Below are 20,998 nucleotides of genomic sequence, written 5' to 3' on the forward strand. Positions count from 1 at the left end.
TGGCCGGGCAAGGGTATCCTTGCCCGGCTTATTTGTGCCTTGAGGCTCAAAAGCGCTATTTGGTCAGATCAACCCAAACAAGCCGATGGCGGCTGGCTGCCCTTGCCGCGTCACCGGGGGCAGTGTCTGGTGCGGGCCAGTGAACACCCGCATCCAGAACGGTCCAGTCGGTGGATGGCAGCACATAATCCACACGCATCTCTCCGACCGCTTTCCACTCGACAGTGGCGGTGTCGCCTTCAGGTGTTCTGGGCAGAGGGTCTTGCAGATCTGGGTGGTCCAACAGATCGCGCATGGCCTGCCTGAGCCCGTCGCCTGCGTTCGGGTCCAGATTGGCATCACCCGCGATCACAAACGGAGCTGCGGGCGGCTCCCCGAATTCTCCGTCCAACAGCACCGACCACAGCCGGGTTTCGTCACGATTGCGCAGCCCGTTGCGATCTTCGGGGCCGTCAAAAACCGGCGGTGTGGCATGGTAGGTCAAAAGATTGATCCGCCCCAATGGCGTGTCGATCGGTACGATCCAATGGGCGGAAGAAGACAGGCGTTGTATTTCCTGTGCTTGGGCCGAAGGAAAGGGCATTCCATCTTGCGTTGGCAGGGCCGCGCGGGGAAGATCCTTCCACAACAGGTCCGAGAAATCGCGGATCTCTTCGGTTTGGATCGGGTGGCGCGACAGGACGGCCAGCCCTCCGTTTCCGGTAAACCGCCCCCATCCTTGTGCATCCCCGGGCTGCTGCATACGCCCGTCGCCATCCATGTCCAGATCGGTCGCCATCCCGGAATTGGGCTGCGCACTGAACCAATGCGGATAGGACAGGCCATCTGAGCCGAGCGTATCAATCAGGGCTTGTACTGCCAGCCCGTCCAGATCCCAGTCGATGCCCTGCAGTGCGACGATGTCGGGTTTTGTTTCCACAAGAACAGCGACAATAGCCGCAACCTGGGGATCCTGCCGCTGGATGTCTCTCAGCAACAGGCCCGGCCCTTCCCGGCTGAGCTCGGTGTTGAAACTGGCAACCCGGATCGCCTCTGCCTGTGCCGCAAATGGCAAAAGCAGCAGGGCAAGGCTGCGGATCATGCGGTTTGAGTGGTCTCGGATGTGGTGTAGGCGCGCCGCTTGTCGACGATCAGAGCGGCGATGCGCAGTGTGGCCATGCCCCGCATGATCATACTGGCAGGAAGAAAGGCCCAGGCGCTTAGCGTCCAGATCAGCGTCTGGGGATTGGCCAGGCTGATCGGCATGACGAAAGACGAAAGCAGCTTGATCATCGCAGGGATCAGGAAGGGCAGCAAAATACCGATTGAGATGTTCAGACGTCCGTCGCGCTGCAAACGTGTGACCACATCAACGCCTTTGGTGGGATCAAACAGCGGCAGGTTGGTCCAGACATTGAACGCACCGTTTCCGGTCGGCCAGCCGCGCATTTTCACCGCGTAGAAGAAGCTGGCGATTGTGACCAGTGCTGCGACATAGGCGATACTGGCACAGATCCGGACAAGTTCGATAAGCGCGACACTCGCGTCGCTGGGCAGCACCAGAACAACCAAACGCACCGGCGAATAGGGGAAATCAGCCACGTTGGCGACCGCGAGCCCCATCGCGTAAAACAGATTTGTCAATTCGGTCGGGCTGTACATGTCCTTGCAGATCAGCGTCAGGAACGTCACCATCGAGGTGAGCCCAACAAAGCGCAGGCGGTTCACCGGCGGCGCGTCACGGAATTCAATAAAGCTTGGGAACGCCGAGTTGTACTCGGAGAAGGTCAGAATAAAGGCCAGAATCGCCAAGAAAACGACGATCTCGGTGCCGTTCAGCGTCGAAACCGGAAGATACAATGCAGGGGTGAGCACCATGAGCGCCACCAATAATCCCCGAATTGCCGCTCCCATCGTGCGTGCAATCACTATCCGTACCCTTTTTCAAACCGGATTAGTCGATTCTACGCCGACCTAATTCCAACTTGTGCCAGCCGCTCTTCTTTGACCGATGCCTCATTCGGATCAACAGTGGCGGCATTGAACTGACTGCTCAAGCCAAGCTGCAGAAAACATGTCGTTTAGGGCAAAAAGATGGCGAAACTGGTGCGGCTTTGCATCATTTCCGACGCAAATTCGACGTGTATCTTAATCCACACGCTACATGTTGTGGTTGCTGAGCTTGATGCACCTATAAATTTAATAAGGGGTGCTGCGACACCCCTTTAAGTTGATTCGCACAGAATCACTCTGAGCCTAGACCCAGGGCCGTGCCTGACTCGCGTGTTCCTCGAACTTGTCGATGTGATGATCCTTTTCCATCGTCAGCCCGATATCGTCCAAACCGTTCAGCAGGCAATGCTTGCGGTGCGGGTCGATGTCGAACGCGATTTCCACGCCATCCGAGGTGGTAATCGTCTGATCTTCGAGATGCACGGTCATGCGGGCGTTTTCACCCTTGTGTGCGTCTTCCATGAGAACAGCGTGATGCTCTTCTTCAACGACGATGGGCAGGATGCCGTTCTTGAAGCAGTTGTTGAAGAAGATGTCGGCAAAGCTGGTCGAGATCACAACCTTGATGCCAAAATCCTTGATTGCCCAAGGCGCGTGTTCACGCGACGAACCGCAGCCGAAATTGTCGCCAGCGACCAGGATCTCGGTATTGCGATATGCTGGCTTGTTCAGAACGAACTCTTCGTTTTCTCCGCCATGATCGTGATAGCGCATCTCGTCAAACAGCACGACGCCCAGGCCGGACCGTTTGATTGTTTTCAGGTGTACTTTGGGGATGATCATATCGGTGTCGATATTGATCAATGGCATTGGGGCGGCCACCCCGTGGACTTTTTCAAACTTTTCCATGTCTACACTCCTGCGAGAGAGGGCCGCGCCCAAGTCCCACGTTTAAGCTTCTTTCGCTTCGGTTGTTTCGTCCTTGGGTGCGTTCTTGACGAAGAACGCCATGAAGACCAATCCAAACCCGTTGAACAGCATCTCGATGCCCAGGAAAATCCCCAGAATGCTCAGCAGAGCAGCCGGCTCTTTGCCCACATAGGTCCAGATGATACCGGCGAGGATGATCGACAAGATGCCCGAGATCATCGTGGGCCAGAAAAACTGTGTTCCTTTCATCTGGAACGACAGAATGACCCGCGCAATGCCGCCTGCCATGAACAGGATCAGCATCACGGTCGCCAAGGTCAGCGTGCCTTGCAACGGGTGATCCAGGAAGGACCAGCCCAGGAACAGCATGACCGCACCCATGATGAGTGACAGGATCTTGTTACCGGCGCCTTCAACAGTGAAGCCACCAACAATCTGCAACCCGCCCGCAATGAGCAGCAACACACCGGTCACCACTGTTAGGGCAACGGATGCAACCACCGGTGCGCCCAGCACAAATATGCCGAACGCTATGGATAGAAGCCCCAGCAGAAGCCATTTGATCCAGTCACTCATGATTCAATCCCTCAAATATCTAGATATGAGCGGACCTTACATCAATTCACGCACGTCTGTCAGCCGTCCTGTGATTGCCGCTGCGGCAGCCATCGCCGGGCTGAGCAGATGGGTGCGCCCGCCGCGGCCCTGACGACCTTCAAAGTTGCGGTTCGAAGTCGCGGCACAGCGCTCACCCGGCTGCAACTGGTCGGGGTTCATCGCCAGACACATCGAGCAGCCCGCCAGACGCCATTCGAAACCGGCTTCTTTGAAGATATCGGCCAGGCCTTCCTCTTCGGCCTGAAGCCGCACAAGGCCCGAGCCGGGAACGACCATCGCGCGCATGCCGTCCTTGATCTTTTTGCCCTTCAAGATCTGGGCCGCGGCACGCAGATCTTCGATGCGCCCATTGGTGCAGGACCCGATAAAGACGGTGTCGATCTCGACGTCGCTCAGCTTTTGGCCGGCCTCAAGCCCCATATACTCAATAGACCGACGGGCCGCGTCGACCTTACCGCCTTCGAAATCTTCCGGATGTGGCACGGTTGCGGTGATCGGCAGAACATCCTCGGGGCTGGTGCCCCAGGTCACGACAGGGGCGATATCTTCGCCTCGGATGGTGACAACCTTGTCGAAATGCGCTCCTTCGTCAGTATAGAGCGTCTTCCACCATTCCATCGCCGCTTCCCATTGTGCACCTTTCGGAGCGTGCGGGCGGCCTTTGACATATTCGAACGTGGTCTCATCCGGGGCAATCAGGCCCGCACGTGCACCGCCTTCGATGGCCATGTTGCACACGGTCATGCGGCCTTCCATCGACAGGTTGCGGATTGCCTCGCCGCAGTACTCGATGACATAACCGGTGCCACCAGCGGTGCCGGTTTCACCAATCACGGCCAAGGTGATGTCTTTGGCGGTCACACCGGGCTGCAGCTTGCCGGTGATCTCGACCTTCATGTTCTTTGATTTCTTCTGGATCAGAGTCTGCGTGGCCAGCACATGCTCGACCTCTGATGTCCCGATGCCGTGGGCAAGCGCGCCAAACGCGCCATGGGTGGCTGTGTGGCTGTCGCCGCAAACCACAGTCATGCCAGGCAGGGTCCAGCCCTGTTCCGGACCGACGATATGCACGATGCCCTGGCGCACGTCATGCACCGGGTAATAGTGAATGCCGAAATCCTTGGCGTTTTTGTCCAGCGCTTCGACCTGGATGCGCGATTCCGGGTTTTCGATGCCGTTCACGCGGTCAGCCGTAGTGGGCACGTTGTGATCCGGTACAGCGATGGTTTTTTCAGGTGCGCGCACTTTGCGACCCGCCATGCGCAGCCCTTCAAAGGCCTGCGGGCTGGTCACTTCATGTACCAGATGGCGGTCGATATACAGCAGGCTGGTGCCATCTTCGGCCTCGTGGGCGACATGGGCATCCCAGATCTTGTCATAGAGTGTTTTGGGGGACATGTGTCCTCTCCCGTTTTTTGGAATGAGAATTGGCTGGCGAGGTGGCTTAGGCCGCGGATAGGCGGGCCAGAACAGTGCGGGCAGCCCCATAGAACCGTTCACGCAAGCGCGCGCGATCTTCAAGGTTCTGAATCTGGGCCACTGAGAGTCTCATGGCCCCCAGATACTATCCGTTGGTGCTTGGTTCAAGGGAAATGGGTGGGTCGTCTGGGACGGCCTCGAGCAAGTCGGAAGGTTGGCAGTCCAAGGCTTCGCACAGCTTGGCGAGAGTTTCGAATCGAACACCTTTGACTTTTCCTGACTTCAGCAAGCTCAAATTTTGCTCGGTGATGCCGATCGAATGCGCCAGGTCTTTGCCTTTGATTTTGCGTCTAGCCATCATGACATCCAACCGAACTACGATCTGCATCATACGAATTCCCGGTTCTCGCGATCTATCAACACGGCTTCAGCAAAGATCCAACCAATCAGATAAACCAACCCTGCGCAAAGCAGCATAAGCAAGTCTGATGAGCCAATACTGATAACGAGGCTGCGTTCGCCCTGGGCTTTTCCAATATTTTCGGCAAGGCCGATCAGCGTATCGTCTAGGGTTTGAAAGGCAGCAAGCGCAAGAACGACTTTGCCCAGCCGCTGAATGTTCTTTGCTGTTTCGGGAACAAGCACAGCACCACCCGCGCAATCTTTTAGGATCGTGCGCAGGATCCAAAGCACCCAAATCAGCAGGGCCAGACCAAGCATCGCGATAAGAGTGAGTGCAATCGTACCGCTGAGCGGCATGTTGGATGAAGATATCGCAAACGCAGGGACTTCGCCGCTGAGTATTGCATAAACTACGAGCGTTGGAATGATAACCACGGCACCGGTGGTGAACCAATAGAGCCGTTTCGACATTTGAATAATGCGTTGCTTCATATCATTGCCTTTCTGCAATTAATAATTATTGTATAACAATAATAAATGATTCTAAAGGGTGAATAATGAAATTTGTAGCTCCAGTGGTTTTCCTGCTCTTCATAGGGTGTAATAGCGTTGTTCCAGGCACTGTTCGGCAACTGACGGATGTCGATCCGTTAACGGCTCGCCCATCCGACATTGCCCTGAAGCTCGAATTGCCAAGCGCGTTGGGTGTCCGACCGGATTCTGGGCGCATTGAACTTTCAGGACATGGGGCCGATGGCTCTATTTCTGAGCGTTTCGTGCTGCATGAGGTTGATGACGGTGTTTTTCTGATTGCGGATCAGGACAGAGAAAGGTTCCAGTCCGTGCAACAGGAGATCAGCAGGATGAAAATGGAGGACCCGGAAGGGACAAAAGGCAGCTTGTCATTGAGCTTTGGTCCCTGCCTAAATCACCCAACCGATATTGATCAGGAACGACTGACCGTAGCCATTCGACTGAGCCAAGAAGGTGAATTCCTGCCATTACTTGTAGATGTTCCAGCGCGGACTGTTATGAACAATGTCGTTTCCTCGGAGCTTCCGGAGTGCGCCGATGCATCAACCAAAATTTGATCTGGGGTCACTGCTGCGTCTTCATTGAAATGTCATAAGGTGCTTGTTACTTTATATATACCCCTGCGCCGGGGATGTGGCGGCGCGCAACAAAGGAGGACTATGTCCTGTCTCTACATACCCAGGCGGGTTTGCCCGCCGATGACCGGGCCAGCATGATGGCCCACTCTCAGTCCATCAGCGACAAGCTGCTTGAACGAATCCTTTCCTCACTTTCCGACGATAAGGCCGAAGATGTCGTGCAGATTAACCTGCAGGGCAAATCCTCGGTTGCTGATCACATGGTGATTGCGTCGGGTCGCTCGACCCGTCAGGTCTCGGCCATGGCGGAAAAGCTGACGGATCGCATCAAGCAGGAATTCGGGTTCACCTCGAAGGTCGAAGGCAAGGATGCCGGCGACTGGGTGTTGATTGATACGGGCGACGTGATCGTTCATATCTTCCGCCCCGAAGTGCGTGAATTCTATCAGCTGGAAAAGATGTGGCTGCCTGCGGGCGGCAGCGCCTCGGCGAACTGAGGCGCTATTCCGGCCTGTATTGAAAGGTCGGAGGCGAGAGACATATGCGTATCAGCATAGTTGCGGTCGGGCGATTGCGCGCCGGACCCGAGAAGTCACTGCTTGACGACTACCTGACCCGTTTTGACCGGACCGGCCGTGGCCTGGGCCTGGGTCCTGCGCGGGTGATCGAGGTTGAGGACAAGAAGAACGCAGGCATGGGCGCCGAAGCCGCGCTGCTGCGCAGAGCCCTGCCCAGAGCGGCGGTGATCTGTACACTGGATGAGCGCGGGCGGATGATGTCCTCTCCTGATTTCGCGCAGAAACTTGGCGGGTGGCGCGACGCCGGGCGACAGGATCTGGCGTTGATCATTGGCGGTGCGGACGGAATAGACCCTAATCTGCGGGCCGAGGCGGATTTTTCCATCTCCTTCGGTGCAATGGTCTGGCCCCATATGCTGGTCCGTGTGATGCTGGCTGAACAGCTTTACCGGGCCGCAACAATCCTGTCGGGCGGCCCATATCACCGGGTCTGACATGGCGCAGCTTTTTATCGTTTACCATTCGCGCACCGGCGGGGCCCGGCAAATGGCCGAGGCCGCCGCTGAGGCGGGGCGCGACGAGGCTGATGTCGTCTTGAAACCGGCGGATCAGGCAGGGCCTACGGATTTGCTCGCGGCAGATGGCTATATCTTTTGTGCGCCCGAAAATCTGGCGGCACTTTCGGGTCTGATGAAGGAGTTCTTTGACCGGTCCTATTACCCGGTGCTGGGCAAGATCGAAGGTCGCCCCTATGCGCAGATGGTTTGTGCCGGGTCAGACGGCGAAAACGCGGCGCGCCAAATGGCCCGGATCGCCACAGGCTGGCGGTTGAAAGAAGTGCAGCCGCCCTTGATCCTGTGCACCCATGCGCAGACACCCGAAGCGATTCTGGCCGAAAAGACCATCCCAAATGACCAGCTTGAGCAATGCCGTGAGATCGGCGCTGCCATGGCTGCCGGACTAAGCCTTGGGGTGTTCTGACCCTCAGTTCAGATCAAATATCGTGGTGTCGTCGCTCCACCCGCCCACATTGTCACGGGCCTGGATCTGCACCTGCGTCGTCCCGGCGGGTATCACCACACCACCCAGCGAACGGGTAAAGGGTTGTTCATCCACATGCGGGTGATGCAGCACGCGCATGCCCAGTTCATTGCCGTCCAAATCCAGCACCCGCCAGCCGTCGGCATAGTCATCCCAGCCGGTGTCGGGGTGGCGAATCGTGACGTCGAACCGCCAGGTGTCGCCGCTGCGACTCGCCGCGATATTTTCGATGGTGGGCGGATCGGCCAGCACAGGCGTGGCCAGAAAAGCAAAGAGAATCAGATAACGCATAGAGAAACCATAGAATGCCAGAGTTTGAATTGGGATCACGTCTTGGTGTCGCCGGGCAGGGTTAGCAGGATTGACCGCGATTGCGATGCAAACTCGCGCCGATATAGCACGCCAAAGGTGATCGCCGCACCAAGGATCAAGGTGATCGGCCCAAGAAACCAAGCCAAAGAGGCCAGCGCGAAATAGGTCGCCCGCAGCGCCCTGTTGAAACTGCGCGCGGCGGTGACGCAGATTTCGCCAGCTTGGGCGGCGCGGGGATAGGCTTGGGGGTCTTCGGGCTCATTGGGAACAGCTGCCATCAGTACAGCGCAATACCCAAACAGGCGATGGGCCCAAACATATTTCAGGAAGGAATTGGCCAACAGCAGTATGACGACCAGGATCTTGATCTCCCACACCAAAGCGGGGGCCATGCCGATAGCCAGATCGCTGGCGACACCTGCCAGTTTCTCGGTATTGCCCAGTAAGGCCAAACCGCCGCCAATGGCAATCATGGTGGTCGAGGCAAAAAAGGTGCTGCCTTGACGCATCGCACCCACCACCTGCGCATCAAATACACGTGGTTGCCGCGTCACCATCTCGCGCATCCAGCCGCGGCGGTATTCATCCATCAGCATTGCAACCGACGGGCGTTTTCGTGACGGATGTTCGATCATCCAGCCAATGGCCTGCCACGCACCGATCAACACGAGGACGGCAACAAAATCCAGGGGAGAGAAAACCAGAGCGCGATCAATCCAAGTCATGGCCGCGACATTAGAGCCCGTTTAGAGGACTTGCCAGACTGAAGAATTGGTAATATTATTTTACCAAATTGGAGGATCAGCAATGGAAATGCCACGGCCAAATCCCGATGTGCTTGCGAAAAAGCGCAATGTCATGACGCGATTGCAGCAGGTCCTGCCTGCTGATGCGGTGATTGATGATCCCGCCGAGACGCGCGCTTACGAATGCGATGCGCTGACAGCCTATCGCTGCCCACCCATGCTGGCGGTGCTGCCTGCCTCGACGCAGGAGGTGTCGGACGTTTTACGCATCTGCCACGAAGAGGGCGTGCCGGTGGTTCCGCGCGGTTCGGGCACGTCATTGGCCGGTGGCGCTTTGCCGACGGCGGATTGTGTCATCCTTGGCATTGCCCGCATGAATGACGTGCTTGAGACGGATTACGACAACCGGTTTATCCGCGTCCAAACCGGGCGCACCAATCTGAGCGTAACCGGAGCCGTCGAAGAAGAAGACTTTTTCTATGCGCCGGATCCCTCATCTCAGCTGGCCTGTGCCATCGCCGGCAATATCGCGATGAATTCCGGCGGGGCGCATTGTTTGAAATATGGCGTGACCACGAACAACTTGCTGGGCGTAACCATGGTCATGATGGATGGCAGCATTGTCGAGATTGGCGGCGCCTATCTGGATTCAGGCGGGTTGGACCTTTTGGGCGTCATTTGCGGCTCGGAAGGTCAATTGGGCGTGGTGACCGAAGCCACCTTGCGCATTCTGCGTAAGCCCGAGGGTGCGCGTCCGGTTCTGATGGGGTTCGATGACAATGAGGTGGCCGGGCAATGTGTCTCTGACATTATCAAATCTGGTATTTTGCCCGTTGCGATCGAGTTTATGGACAAGCTGTGTATTCAAACCTGCGAGAACTTTGCGCAGGCCGGGTATCCCGATTGCGAAGCGCTGCTGATTGTCGAGGTCGAAGGGTCAGAGGCCGAAATTGACAGTCAACTGGCCAAGATCGTCGAGATCGCCAAGCGCCACAACCCGATTGAGTTGCGCGAAAGCCAGTCGCCCGAGGAAAGCGCCCGGATCTGGTTGGGTCGCAAGTCGGCCTTTGGGGCGATGGGTCAGCTGAACGACTATATGTGTCTGGACGGAACAATCCCTGTCTCGGCTCTGCCTGCGGTTTTGCGCCGGATTGGTGAGCTGAGTGCAGAATATGGCCTGCCAGTTGGCAATGTGTTCCACGCCGGTGACGGCAATATGCACCCGCTGATCCTGTTTGATGCCAACAAACCGGGTGATCTTGAGAAATGTGAGGCGTTTGGGGCGGAGATCCTGAAGCTTTGTGTGGATGAAGGCGGTTGTTTGACTGGCGAGCATGGGGTTGGCATCGAAAAGCGCGACCTGATGCATCATCAGTACACACCAGCCGATCTTGAAGCGCAAATGGTGGTCAAGGATGTGTTTGATCCAAGCTGGTTGCTGAACCCGGCAAAAGTGTTCCCCCTGGACGTGTCCGAGAGGCGGCGGATAGCGGCGGAATAGGGGGCTCTGCCCCCGTCGCGCAGGCGCGACTCCCCCGAGGTATTTTTGAACAGAAGAAGAGATATGGACCCTCAAACAGAAGCGGAACTGGCCGAACGGGTGGCCGGGTTGCAGGATCCGGTGCGGATTGTTGGCGGTGGAACGCGCGGCATCGACGGGCCTGAGACGGAGTTGAGCACGCGTGGCCTGAGCGGGATCACCCTTTATGAGCCTGGTGCGCTGACACTTGTGGCAAAAGCCGGGACACCGGTGGCCGAGATTGAGGCTGCGCTGGATGCGGAAGGGCAGCAATTGGCATTTGAGCCAATGGATCATCGCGGAGTGTTGGGCACGCGAGGAGAACCTACGATCGGTGGCGTAGTTGCCGCGAACATTTCGGGCCCGCGCCGCATTCATGCCGGGGCGTGCCGCGATTTCCTTTTGGGGGTGCGTTTTGTCGATGGTCGCGGTCAGGTAATCAAAAACGGCGGGCGGGTGATGAAGAATGTCACCGGCTATGATCTCGTCAAGCTGATGGCCGGGTCCTGGGGGACTTTGGGGGTTTTGACCGAAGTGTCGTTGAAGGTTTTGCCCAAGCCCGAGGCCGTGACGAGCCTGTCGCTTGCCATCTCTGATGCGGCAACGGCCGTCTCGGCCATGTCGCAAGCGCTGAGATCTCCGTATGAAGTGAACGGAGCCGCTTTTGATCCAACCGCACAAAAAGCCTTGTTTAGGGTCGAAGGGTTCGCGGATTCAGTTGCCTATCGCACCGATCAGCTTGCTGAGACGCTCAGGGGATTTGGTACACTTGTCGAAGAGCCAGATGCTGTATCCACTTGGGCAGAGATCCGCGATGTTCGGGCCTTTGGCCAAGGCGGGGGTGATGTTTGGCGGCTTTCGGTCAAGCCCAGCGATGCGCCGGATATTGCCGACAAAGCCGGGGCTGATCAGCTTTTGTTCGATTGGGGCGGGGGGCTGGTGTGGCTGCGGGTTCCGGCGGGCACAGATTTGCGCCAAAGACTTGGTACCTATTCAGGTCACGCGACACTTGTGCGCGCAGAGCGTTCGACCATTGACGCGCTCGGTCGTTTTCAGCCTGAAAATGCAGCAATTGCGGCTCTGACACAGGGGCTTCGCGCCAAATTCGACCCGCGCGGGCTGTTTAATCCGGGGCTCATGAGGTAAAGCAATGCAGACGACATTTACCGAAAAACAGTTGCAGAATCCGGCAATCCAGCGCTCGAATGAGATTTTGCGCAGTTGTGTGCATTGCGGGTTTTGTACCGCGACCTGCCCGACCTATCAGGTCTTGGGCGATGAGTTGGACAGTCCCCGCGGGCGTATCTATCTGATCAAAGACATGCTGGAGAATGAGCGTGTGCCCGACAAAAAGACGGTCAAACATATTGATCGCTGCCTTTCGTGTCTGGCTTGTATGACAACCTGCCCTTCGGGTGTGCATTACATGCATCTCGTGGATCACGCGCGCGAGTATATCGAGGCGAACTACAAGCGCCCCTTGACCGACCGTGTCTTGCGGTGGGTATTGGCGCAAATACTGCCCTATCCGATGCGGTTTCGCTGGGCGTTGATCGGGGCCAAGCTGGGGCGACCGTTCAAGTTTTTGATGCCCGATGCACGATTGCGGGCGATGCTGGACATGGCGCCAAAATACATTCCTCCGGTCAGCCGCAACGATGATCCGCAGAGCTTTCCGCCCAAGGGGCAGCGGAAAAAGCGGGTCGCGTTGATGACGGGTTGCGCTCAAAAGGCGCTGAATACCGATATCAACGATGCCACGATCCGCTTGCTGACGCGGTTGGGATGCGAGGTTGTAGTGGCTGAAGGGGCAGGATGTTGCGGTGCACTGACCCATCATATGGGCAAGACAGCGCAAAGCCATGCAACGGCGGCCGCGAATATCAAAGCCTGGACGCGCGAGATGGATGATGACGGGCTGGATGCGATTGTGATCAATACATCAGGCTGCGGCACCACGGTGAAGGACTATGGCCATATGTTCCGCAACGAAGCTTTGGCCAAAGACGCTGCGCGTGTATCCGAGATCGCCATGGATATCAGCGAGCTACTGATGCAGTTGGATCTGCCTGATGGCGCTCAGAAGGATATGGTTGTGGCCTATCACGCAGCCTGTTCCCTACAGCACGGTCAGAAGATCAAAACCTATCCCAAAGACTTGTTGAAAAAGGCTGGATTCACCGTGTTAGAGCCTACTGACAGCCATCTGTGCTGTGGCAGTGCCGGTACCTATAACCTGATGCAACCCGAGATCTCTGCCAATCTCAAGCAGAGGAAAGTTCAGACGTTGGAGGCGAAGAAACCCGACGTGATCGCAGCGGGAAATATCGGCTGCATGATGCAGATTGGGTCGGGTACAAAACTTCCTGTTGTCCATACTGTCGAACTGTTGGATTGGGCGACCGGCGGGCCCGAGCCGCGCAGTTTGAAAGAAGACACAATGCCAGGGTCTGCGGTTCCGATCCTGCGTTAACGCTAAGGTACCGTTTTTGCCCTAATTTCGACAAACGCACGGCTTACCACCTGTGTCCGGGGTGGAGAGCCGGAGTTACGCGTGCGCAGTTGGATTTTCTCATTTATTTGTGCGGTTCTACCCGCGGCCGTCATGGCGCAGGACACAGGGTTGAAGCGTCTGGATACAACGGATGCCGGGCGTCAGTGGATGGCGGTCGGGCGGCTGGATATCAAGGGCGCGGGGTTTTGCACCGGCACGCTGATTTCCCCAACACATGTGCTGACTGCCGCGCATTGTCTTTTTGACAAGGCGACACAAACGCGGATTGATCCGGCGCGCATTCAGTTTCTCGCAGGTTGGCGATTGGGCCGCGCTTCGGCATATCGGGCTGCGCGCCAGACCGTTATTCATCCCGACTATGAATACCACCACGAAACGACCGCTGCGCGGGTCCAAAATGACATCGCCTTGATCGAGCTTTGGCAACCGGTTCGCAATACAGCGGTTACACCCTTTGATACCGGTCAACGTCCTGCGCAGGGTCAAGAAGTTGGCGTTGTCTCTTATGCTCAGGACCGCGCTGAAACACCCTCATTGCAAGAAGTGTGTTCGGTCATGAGCGGGTTGGGGGGCATTCTTGTTATGTCCTGTGACGTGGAGCTGGGCGCGTCGGGTGCGCCGGTGTTCTCGTTTTTGGGTGAGCAGCCGCAGATTGTCTCGATCGTCGCGGCCAAAGCCGAAATCAGAGGACAGCGTGTTGCTCTGGCGACCCCGGTCGACGACGCGTTGGAGGTCTTGCACGATGAATTGTCGGCTGGCCGGGGTTTGAAAGCATCATCCCAAGGTTCTGAAACTGACCGGAATATCGGAGCGAGGTTTATTCGACCGTGATAAGATTTCTTTTTTCCATTTTGTTGACCCTGAACGCTTCAATTGCTTTGGCCCAAAGCGACAAGCGCAAGCTGACCGATCGGAGCGACCTTTACGGATGGGAAGCTGTCGGTCGGTTGGATATTGGCACTCGCTCGTTCTGCACCGGTACGTTAATCGCGCAGGATCTGGTTTTGACCGCTGCACATTGCGCTTTGGATCGTAAGACTGGAAATCCTTATTTGCCCGGTGAAGTTACCTTTCGCGCAGGGCTTAGCAATGGATCGGCGCTTGCGGATCGTAAGGTCGTGCAAATTGTTGCGCACCCCGACTATGGAACAAATGCACCGCTTTCGCCCGCAAGTGTTCGTACGGATGTGGCTCTGATGCGGTTGGATGAGCCAATTCCCTATTCAATTGCAAATCCGTTTGCACTGCATGATGGGCAGGCGTTGTCGGATGAAGTCAGCATCGCCTCGTATGGCCGCGGACGCGCCGACGCGATAACGCGCGAAAGGTCATGCAACATATTGGACCGAGTACAGGGCCTGATCCTGTTCAATTGTGACATTACCTTCGGGTCTTCCGGTTCTGCGCTTTTGGCGCGCAAGGGATCGCGTTGGCAGATCCTGTCAGTTGTGTCGGCTGTCAGTGTAGATGAACGTGGCAAGATTGGATTTGGGATGGAGTTATCGGGCATTGTATCGGAATTGCGCAGCACCATGCGCAAACGGGCGCCGCAGCCCAAGGCCGAAATTCGTCGTTTGCGTGTCGGCTCAGGCAAGTCAGGTTCGGGTGCCAAATTCATTCGTCCGGACGGGTCTTGAACACACCACAAAGGCTTCCCATCTGAAACCTACCGGATCGCCACAACGGGGTCCGGAACACTCAATCGCCTGTCCGAATGGAGGGCTTCGACATAAATCGCTCTGAAAGAGGATTGCACCTATGCGTACATTTGACTTTGCACCGCTGCATCGCGCCACCATTGGTTTTGACCAGATCGCCGACGTGATGGATCGTGTGTTGACCAAAGATGTGGCTCAGCCCACATACCCGCCCTACAACATCGAAAAGACCGACGCTGACACCTATCGTATTTCGGTGGCTGTTGCCGGGTTTTCGGAAAATGATCTGTCGGTCGAAGTGAAAGAGAATTCACTGGTCGTCTCTGGCAAGAAAGCGGCGGACGAAAAAGAACGCAGCTATCTGCACCGTGGCATCGCCACCCGCGCATTCGAGCGCCGTTTTGCACTGGCGGATCATGTGCGTGTCACCGGCGCTAGCCATGAGAACGGCATGCTGAACATCGACCTGAAGCGGGAAGTGCCCGAAGCGCTGAAACCGCGCCGGATCGAGATCTCTTCGTCCAAAGCGATCGAAAAAGACGTCGTTGACGCCAAGGCCGTAAACTAAGGCCCTTTTGAACCCGCGATAATCTCCTCCTCCCGTATTATCGCACCACACGCCCCGCGTTCCTCCAGACGCGGGGCGTTGTGATTTTAGAGCACCCCGTAGAATCAGAGCGGGATCGCCGCTGCGTTGAAGCGCAGAAACGGAGACAACATCTCTGGTTGAGCGGTACTTTCCTGTGCAAAAAAGCGGATTGTTTCGCGTTTTTAGGAAATTCTGGGGCTGTAAACGGCTCGATCTGTGAACCAGTTCACTCAAGCCACCTCATTTCCATGCTAGCCCGGAAGAGTTTTGTTTTAGGGGGTAATACATGGTTGTTCATTCGGTTGCAGAAATTGTAAAGACGCGCACGCTTCCACAAAGCGGTCCTGACATTACGGTCAGCGAGGCCTGTGGTGTTTTGGATGACCTTAATGTGGGCGCCTTGGTTGTCATCGAAGACGATGCGCTGATCGGCATTCTGAGTGAACGCGATGTAATCGAGAAATGTATATATCCGAAGAAATCGACCGGTCAGACTCGCGTGCGTGAAATCATGACGCCCAGCCCGTCAGTCGCTCATGCGGCCTGCAGCCCTGCAGAGGCCATGAAGCTGATGGTCGAGGGCGGGTTCAAACATTTGCCGGTCGTCGATGGGCCGCGGGTTGTCGGGCTGTTATCGATGCAAGATGTACCGTCCGAGTATCAAGTGATGCTGGAACAGTTCACCGAAGCGCAATCTGCCCCTAGCTACGGTTTGCAGCAATAGACAGGCCGTCAGCTACAGCGGTGAACACCTCCGAAAATCGGTGCTCTGCGTCAGGAAAAACCGACTTCATGGATGCTGTCACAGTGCTCATCAGGCTTGATCCGCCAACATAGACCATACAATCCACCTTATTCGTGGCGATGCACCCCTGTTTCAGTGTCTCGCGTGCGGCCTCTGACAGTTTGTGCTCAAACGGGTTGAGCGACGGAGCCAAGCGCGTCATCGATACCGGGACACACAAGTCGCGTTCTATTTGAGCCAGCGAGATTTCGGCGTCAGAGCTTTGCGTGTTGGCCGCGATCTTGCCGCGTTCGACCGCGAAGGCCAGATCGTGGCCCAGCTCGTCATGCAGAACTGTTGACAGCCGCGCCAGCTTCTTGGGCTCTTCCGCCATGCGCGCCATTTCGTCGACCATCCGTCGATTTTGTGGCGTATAGAGGAACGGGATCTTTTCCCAAGTCGCCAAGTCGTTGAAAATTGCTGCAGGCGTTGGTGAGGTGCCGGGGCCCATCACTTTGCGCAGTTTGGTGCCTTTGCCCAATAGGGGCATCACCAAATCCACGTTGATGGCTCGGTCGAAATCCGTGCCACCAATACGCACCCCGTGATTGGCCAAAATCTCAACCTGCGCCGCGTGGGTCCGAAACAGCGAAAAATCCGAGGTTCCGCCGCCGATATCAACGATCAACCCGATTTGATCCGTCTGCCCCAATGCCCCGCTGGAAATCGCCGCCGCGACGGGTTCGGGCATGAAATCCACTTGGCTAAACCCGGCCGCCAAATAGCATGCGCGCAGGTCGGCCTCGGCCTGTTCTTCGCGTGGGTCTGCGGTGGCGTGAAACACGACGGGGCGACCTGACAAAGCTTGATCAATTGTTGCCCCGCACTGTGTTTCGGCCCGCTCTTTGATGCGGGCCAGAAAGCGCGAGATGATATCGACGAAGGTTACGCTTTCATTCAGGATCTGACGCTTCTCATGCATCAGACTGGTGCCCAATACCCGTTTCAGCGCCCGCATGAATCGCCCCTCGGCCCCGTTCAACAGCGCCGTGTTTGCGGGCTCGCCAATCAGGGTCTCGCGGGTGTCGAAGTCGAAGAAGAATGTGGTGGGCGGGGTTGTTTGCCCGGGCGCCATCTCGACCAGCTTGGGCTTTCCGTTTTCCAGAAACCCGGCAGCGGAGTTTGACGTGCCGAAATCAATACCGAATACGGGGCCATGAGGTGCCATGCCCAAAACTTTCTCGAAAATGCGCAGAAGGTGGTGCACCCAATGTTTCACAGACAGCGGGTCAAGCAGGTACCTCGACCTGGTTGCATTGGTCTGGTCACTGGCGCAAAAAACTATGTAGCTTCCTGACCTCTTGCCACAGATTTCCGATGCGTTTTTTTGCCAATCAATAATACCGACAGAGTGCTCGGCAACCTGAGTGCAACTTTATAGAGGATTGATCCGCAGAACAGTGCTATCACCGGCGCTCCAAGGAAGAAAAGCACATATATCGGCTGGTTTGGATCTAATCCAATGTGCACCAATATTTGATACAAGGTAGAGATAACTATCGCGTGGCTAAGAAACGCGGGGTAAATAAATGGCTCGCGCTTAACGAAGAAGCCTGAGAAGTGTATTTTCACAGCTACAAGGCTGAGTGCCAAGAAACCAAAAACAAGTGCAAGCCGTTTGAAAAGATTACTTGCAAGGTGGACTACGTTTTGGATTTGGCTTGAATCCGGTTGCGTTTGCGACATGAAGAGCATCAGCGCAAAAAACGAGATAAAGGCAGGTATGGCAATCTTGAGATCTGCCATCTGCGCTAGTGAAACGCGCTTGTGACGCAATACAAAGCCAAAAAGCATAAATAGCAAAATGCTCTCGCGAAAGACCAGTGGTTCCAGGCTGTCGGTAAAGTAGGCGGCTAAACCGACAACAACGCTGACCAAGGGAAAGGCGACAATCAAAGGTCGTGCGAGCGCGATAATGCACGAGGAAACAAACAAATCGCGCAGAAAGAAAAGAGGAAGGCCGAGCGTTTTGTCAAACAGTCCGGTCACGTTATTCAATAGGTCCAACTGGGACCCTGATTTGAGGATCTGGGCTGTTGTTGTCGATATCCCAGCGGAAAGAGCCAAAAGTGCCAAAGCAATCGTGATGACGTTCCAAGTGATCATGGGAACATATAAAACGATAAATCGATCTTTTATTGATTTCAGCAAGCCACGAATAACCGTGTCGTATAAGAGAAAGCCGCTGATCGTGCTTAATGCCGCAACGCTCGCGCGGCCGCTCATCTCAATCAAGAGCCAGGCAAGAATCTGATAGTCCCCTGTCATCACCGCGCTTTCTTGGTGAGATCCAGGGTTCACATGAACGTACATCATGCAGAAAATGCATAGAAATCTGGTAACAGAAATAATCTGAGAGTCGGTCGACAGTCGGTTCATTTGTTCACTCGTTAAAGGGGCACCGAATTAATATTCAGTACTTAAGATATAATACGGTAGTGCGCGAAATAAGAAAACCAAATTAATTTAATGCACTCCAACTTCGGCCGCAATGCCGGAATAATCGTCGTATTGTTTCGCTCGGCCCTATCGGAATTCGCGACTTCGGTCGTATTAACATTAAATAAGCTCCGCGCAGTCAGACGCGAAGCTTGTGCTTTCAGAGCTGGATCAATTGCCCGCGTTCACAGATCCGATCGACCAGAACATCGTCTCACCCGAAGCGTCGTCGACACCGTCATTATCGGTCATCACAAACGCCTCGCCCGAGGGCAGGATCGCCAAGCCTTCGATCTTTTCCAGAACATAGCCGCCAGTTGAGGTCAAGTCGGGCAGAAGGTCGCGGACCTCTTGCTTGCTGACCACGGGCAGGGGGCCTCCCAACGGGGCAGGGCTCATGTCTGCCAGCGGGATGCGATAGATCTTTTTGGTCACCGCGCGGTGGTCGTGCTGGTTGTCGCGTTCAATGACATAGACATGGTCACCAAAGGCCACGATTCCCGACAGGCCGACCCAGCCGGTTTCGGGATCCGCTTTGGGATAGTGCACCGCACCCCATTCACCGCTGTCCAGATTGTAGGAGACCAGTTTCACGTGGTTTTCCGGATCGTCCTTCCATTCCCGCTGAACCGCCATCCACAGAGTGTCGCCGACCTTGGTAATGCCCTCAAAGCCAAAGCGTTTCTCGACCGCCATCAATTCGGCTGGCAGGCCGATCTCACCCTTGCGGTCCTTGATCAGACCGTCGGCCGAGACGTGATAGATCGCATGCGGGATAACCCGGTCGGTGCGACCCTCAGAGGCGACATAGAAGCCGCCTTCACCGTCCAGGGTGATGCCCTCAAGGTCCAGCTTTTGCGCCGGGTTGCCGTCTTGGCGGTGGATGCGGATCACGTCCACGATGCGAGCGGGCTGCTGGCTGGGGTCGATCTTGAAGATCGAAGGCTGGAAGCCATAGAAGCTGTCATTGACCGCATAGATCATGCCATCTTCGTCCGCGACCAGCCCGGACAGGGCGCCCCAGCCGATCAGCTCATCCGCGCCTTCTGACGTCAGATGCGGATAGGCGGCAGGCGCATCCTGATATTCGAAGATTGACACATGCGCGCGCGGGCCGCCATCTTCGATCAGGTCTTTTTCATTGGCCGAGATCAGCAGGTTGCGCTCGGGGATCGCTACATAGCCTTCAGGGCCAACGCCTGAGGGTAGCAGCTGTTTCAGCACCGGGTTCGCCGGATCAGTGGCGTCATAGACGCCGACGACCGAGGCGCGCTCGGCCCCGACAAAGATCATCGGAGTGCCACCAAATGTGGCTGCGGTCACGCTTTCGGGTTCAACCCCTTTGCTGTCCGAACGTTTGTCGGGATAGTGACCGATCTGGATAATGGCTTTCTCGAAATCGGTGCCGTTTTCGTAAACAACACTGCCGTCCTTGTGAAAGATCGTCCAACCGCGCGAACCGCCTTCGTAATCGCCCTCATTAGCCGTGGCGAAGTGGTTGTCATCGATCCATTTCACCGCGTCTGGCTCACGCAGGCGACCCGGCTGGCTTTCGGTAAAGATCAGTGCGCCGCGCTCATCGGTGGCGTCGATGCCGTCCAGATCTACGCTACCGGCTGAGAAATGGCTGATGACCTTGCCATCCTTGTTGACTACCGCGATGTGGTTGTTTTCCTGCAGGGTGATGACGGTCTCACCCAGGCTGTTGATGTCAACAAACTCAGGCTCGGGGTCGGTGGGCGCAACCTCGGCCAGACCGGTCAGGGTGGCCAGTGTCATGCCCGCGCAATCCAGTGCGCCATCCTTCAGCGGCACCAGAGCCAGAGACCCGGCAGGCAGCTGCGGGATGATGCCATCGTTCAGGTCTTCGTCGCGCTCATTTTCAATGGCCACGGCAACAAAACTGCCATCGGGTGCGATGGCAACGCTGTCGGGCTGGCCGCCCAGATCGCAGGCGCCGGTTTCCGCCTTGCTCGCGATGTCAACCGAGATCAGCTTGCCCGACGGTGCGGTATAGCTCTCGGATGTGTTCACACCGACAAACGCGGTCGCACCAACGATGCCGACCGAAGTGGGCTCACCACCCACATCCATCGCGCCCAGCGGGGCTGGGTTCGCGGGGTTGGTGATGTCGATCATCCCGATCACACCCAGCGGGCTGTCGGTATAGACCAGTGTCATTCCATCTGCCGAAGCGGCGATGATCTCGGGCGAGGTTTCGCGGGTGGTATCGGCCCCTTCGCCCATGTTTTTGACAACAGGGAAAGACGCAATCCGGTTGAAATTCATCTCTGCCAGGCCCTGACCGGCGGTCAGCGCAAGGGCAGATGTCAGGCAGGCAAGGCGCAGTGACATCCTGTGGTATCCTCTCTCACTAGAACGTCGAGTGGCATGGACCGGGTATGTTGCGTGACCATGACGGTTTTGTTTCAGTTTGATGACAAAGGGCGGCGGCGTTGCAGGG

At 56.4% G+C, this 20,998-nt stretch carries 24 protein-coding genes; 11 read left to right on the plus strand and 13 right to left on the minus strand.

Translation table 11 applies throughout. The features are described from left to right. Positions 1 to 55 precede the first annotated feature (55 nt). The 8 genes from GOX45_RS02900 to GOX45_RS02935 form a co-directional block, all read right to left on the minus strand. Positions 56 to 1,081 (minus strand): endonuclease/exonuclease/phosphatase family protein, encoded by a 1,026-nt coding sequence (locus tag GOX45_RS02900; protein WP_171097787.1) that lies wholly within the window; start codon positions 1,079 to 1,081, stop codon positions 56 to 58. Continuing rightward, on the minus strand, positions 1,078 to 1,893 hold the full coding sequence (locus tag GOX45_RS02905; protein WP_254445910.1) for a hypothetical protein: 816 nt from the start codon (positions 1,891 to 1,893) through the stop codon (positions 1,078 to 1,080). The genes GOX45_RS02900 and GOX45_RS02905 overlap by 4 nt, the downstream gene beginning before the upstream one ends. A 342-nt stretch (positions 1,894 to 2,235) precedes the next feature. Further along, positions 2,236 to 2,841, minus strand: a complete 606-nt coding sequence (leuD, locus tag GOX45_RS02910) for a 3-isopropylmalate dehydratase small subunit (protein WP_171097792.1) — start codon at positions 2,839 to 2,841, stop codon at positions 2,236 to 2,238. 42 nt (positions 2,842 to 2,883) lie between these two features. After that, entirely contained in the window at positions 2,884 to 3,438 is a 555-nt protein-coding gene (locus GOX45_RS02915) for an HdeD family acid-resistance protein (RefSeq protein ID WP_171097794.1), read from the minus strand. 36 nt (positions 3,439 to 3,474) lie between these two features. Continuing rightward, complete coding sequence (gene leuC, locus GOX45_RS02920) at positions 3,475 to 4,878, minus strand: 3-isopropylmalate dehydratase large subunit (protein WP_171097796.1); 1,404 nt, start codon at positions 4,876 to 4,878, stop codon at positions 3,475 to 3,477. Between the two features lie 46 nt (positions 4,879 to 4,924). Continuing rightward, a complete protein-coding gene (locus tag GOX45_RS02925) occupies positions 4,925 to 5,032 on the minus strand; it encodes an isopropylmalate isomerase (RefSeq protein ID WP_171097797.1) in 108 nt (35 codons plus the stop codon). A gap of 12 nt (positions 5,033 to 5,044) precedes the next feature. Next, entirely contained in the window at positions 5,045 to 5,287 is a 243-nt protein-coding gene (locus tag GOX45_RS02930; protein WP_171097799.1) for a helix-turn-helix transcriptional regulator, read from the minus strand. Continuing rightward, positions 5,287 to 5,793, minus strand: a complete 507-nt coding sequence (locus GOX45_RS02935) for a DUF2975 domain-containing protein (protein ID WP_171097801.1) — start codon at positions 5,791 to 5,793, stop codon at positions 5,287 to 5,289. Before GOX45_RS02935 ends, GOX45_RS02930 begins: the two co-directional genes overlap by 1 nt. 65 nt (positions 5,794 to 5,858) lie before the next feature. On the opposite strand from GOX45_RS02935, the gene GOX45_RS02940 reads away from it, so the two are divergent. The 4 genes from GOX45_RS02940 to GOX45_RS02955 all read left to right on the plus strand — a co-directional run bounded on the left by GOX45_RS02940 (position 5,859) and on the right by GOX45_RS02955 (position 7,912). Further along, positions 5,859 to 6,392 (plus strand): hypothetical protein, encoded by a 534-nt coding sequence (locus GOX45_RS02940; RefSeq protein ID WP_171097803.1) that lies wholly within the window; start codon positions 5,859 to 5,861, stop codon positions 6,390 to 6,392. Positions 6,393 to 6,547: 155 nt separating this feature from the next. Then, entirely contained in the window at positions 6,548 to 6,910 is a 363-nt protein-coding gene (rsfS, locus tag GOX45_RS02945) for a ribosome silencing factor (RefSeq protein ID WP_171097805.1), read from the plus strand. 44 nt (positions 6,911 to 6,954) lie between these two features. After that, on the plus strand, positions 6,955 to 7,425 hold the full coding sequence (gene rlmH / locus GOX45_RS02950) for a 23S rRNA (pseudouridine(1915)-N(3))-methyltransferase RlmH (RefSeq protein WP_171097807.1): 471 nt from the start codon (positions 6,955 to 6,957) through the stop codon (positions 7,423 to 7,425). Between the two features lies 1 nt (position 7,426). Further along, a complete protein-coding gene (locus GOX45_RS02955; protein ID WP_171097809.1) occupies positions 7,427 to 7,912 on the plus strand; it encodes a flavodoxin family protein in 486 nt (161 codons plus the stop codon). Between the two features lie 3 nt (positions 7,913 to 7,915). On the opposite strand, the gene GOX45_RS02960 is transcribed toward GOX45_RS02955, so the two are convergent. Beyond that, positions 7,916 to 8,263, minus strand: a complete 348-nt coding sequence (locus GOX45_RS02960; RefSeq protein WP_171097811.1) for a hypothetical protein — start codon at positions 8,261 to 8,263, stop codon at positions 7,916 to 7,918. Positions 8,264 to 8,298: 35 nt separating this feature from the next. Continuing rightward, entirely contained in the window at positions 8,299 to 9,009 is a 711-nt protein-coding gene (locus tag GOX45_RS02965; RefSeq protein WP_171097813.1) for a DUF599 domain-containing protein, read from the minus strand. An 82-nt stretch (positions 9,010 to 9,091) separates the two neighbouring features. On the opposite strand from GOX45_RS02965, the gene GOX45_RS02970 reads away from it, so the two are divergent. The 7 genes from GOX45_RS02970 (at position 9,092) to GOX45_RS03000 (ending at position 16,035) form a co-directional block, all read left to right on the plus strand. Further along, positions 9,092 to 10,531, plus strand: a complete 1,440-nt coding sequence (locus GOX45_RS02970; protein WP_171097815.1) for an FAD-linked oxidase C-terminal domain-containing protein — start codon at positions 9,092 to 9,094, stop codon at positions 10,529 to 10,531. 63 nt (positions 10,532 to 10,594) lie between these two features. Beyond that, the gene (glcE, locus tag GOX45_RS02975; protein ID WP_171097818.1) at positions 10,595 to 11,695 is read left to right on the plus strand and encodes a glycolate oxidase subunit GlcE; all 1,101 of its coding nucleotides are present in this window, start codon (positions 10,595 to 10,597) and stop codon (positions 11,693 to 11,695) included. A gap of 4 nt (positions 11,696 to 11,699) precedes the next feature. Further along, the gene (glcF, locus tag GOX45_RS02980; protein WP_171097820.1) at positions 11,700 to 13,022 is read left to right on the plus strand and encodes a glycolate oxidase subunit GlcF; all 1,323 of its coding nucleotides are present in this window, start codon (positions 11,700 to 11,702) and stop codon (positions 13,020 to 13,022) included. 132 nt (positions 13,023 to 13,154) lie between these two features. Further along, positions 13,155 to 13,895, plus strand: coding sequence for a serine protease (locus GOX45_RS02985; RefSeq protein ID WP_171097822.1), 741 nt, complete (start codon positions 13,155 to 13,157; stop codon positions 13,893 to 13,895). 23 nt (positions 13,896 to 13,918) lie between these two features. Beyond that, the gene (locus GOX45_RS02990) at positions 13,919 to 14,701 is read left to right on the plus strand and encodes a serine protease (protein WP_254444516.1); all 783 of its coding nucleotides are present in this window, start codon (positions 13,919 to 13,921) and stop codon (positions 14,699 to 14,701) included. 121 nt (positions 14,702 to 14,822) lie between these two features. Continuing rightward, positions 14,823 to 15,290, plus strand: coding sequence for an Hsp20 family protein (locus GOX45_RS02995; protein WP_171097826.1), 468 nt, complete (start codon positions 14,823 to 14,825; stop codon positions 15,288 to 15,290). Positions 15,291 to 15,597: 307 nt separating this feature from the next. Next, positions 15,598 to 16,035, plus strand: coding sequence for a CBS domain-containing protein (locus GOX45_RS03000; RefSeq protein WP_171097828.1), 438 nt, complete (start codon positions 15,598 to 15,600; stop codon positions 16,033 to 16,035). On the opposite strand, the gene GOX45_RS03005 is transcribed toward GOX45_RS03000, so the two are convergent. The 3 genes from GOX45_RS03005 to GOX45_RS03015 form a co-directional block, all read right to left on the minus strand. Continuing rightward, on the minus strand, positions 16,013 to 17,314 hold the full coding sequence (locus tag GOX45_RS03005; RefSeq protein ID WP_371808944.1) for an Hsp70 family protein: 1,302 nt from the start codon (positions 17,312 to 17,314) through the stop codon (positions 16,013 to 16,015). The two genes, GOX45_RS03000 and GOX45_RS03005, sit on opposite strands and share 23 nt — an antisense overlap. A 62-nt stretch (positions 17,315 to 17,376) precedes the next feature. Further along, on the minus strand, positions 17,377 to 18,474 hold the full coding sequence (locus tag GOX45_RS03010) for an acyltransferase family protein (protein WP_217350249.1): 1,098 nt from the start codon (positions 18,472 to 18,474) through the stop codon (positions 17,377 to 17,379). Between the two features lie 231 nt (positions 18,475 to 18,705). Further along, complete coding sequence (locus GOX45_RS03015; protein ID WP_171097832.1) at positions 18,706 to 20,889, minus strand: esterase-like activity of phytase family protein; 2,184 nt, start codon at positions 20,887 to 20,889, stop codon at positions 18,706 to 18,708. Positions 20,890 to 20,998: the final 109 nt, after the last annotated feature.

The organism is Ruegeria sp. HKCCD7255, assembly GCF_013031565.1.
In the GTDB taxonomy this organism is placed as follows: domain Bacteria; phylum Pseudomonadota; class Alphaproteobacteria; order Rhodobacterales; family Rhodobacteraceae; genus Ruegeria.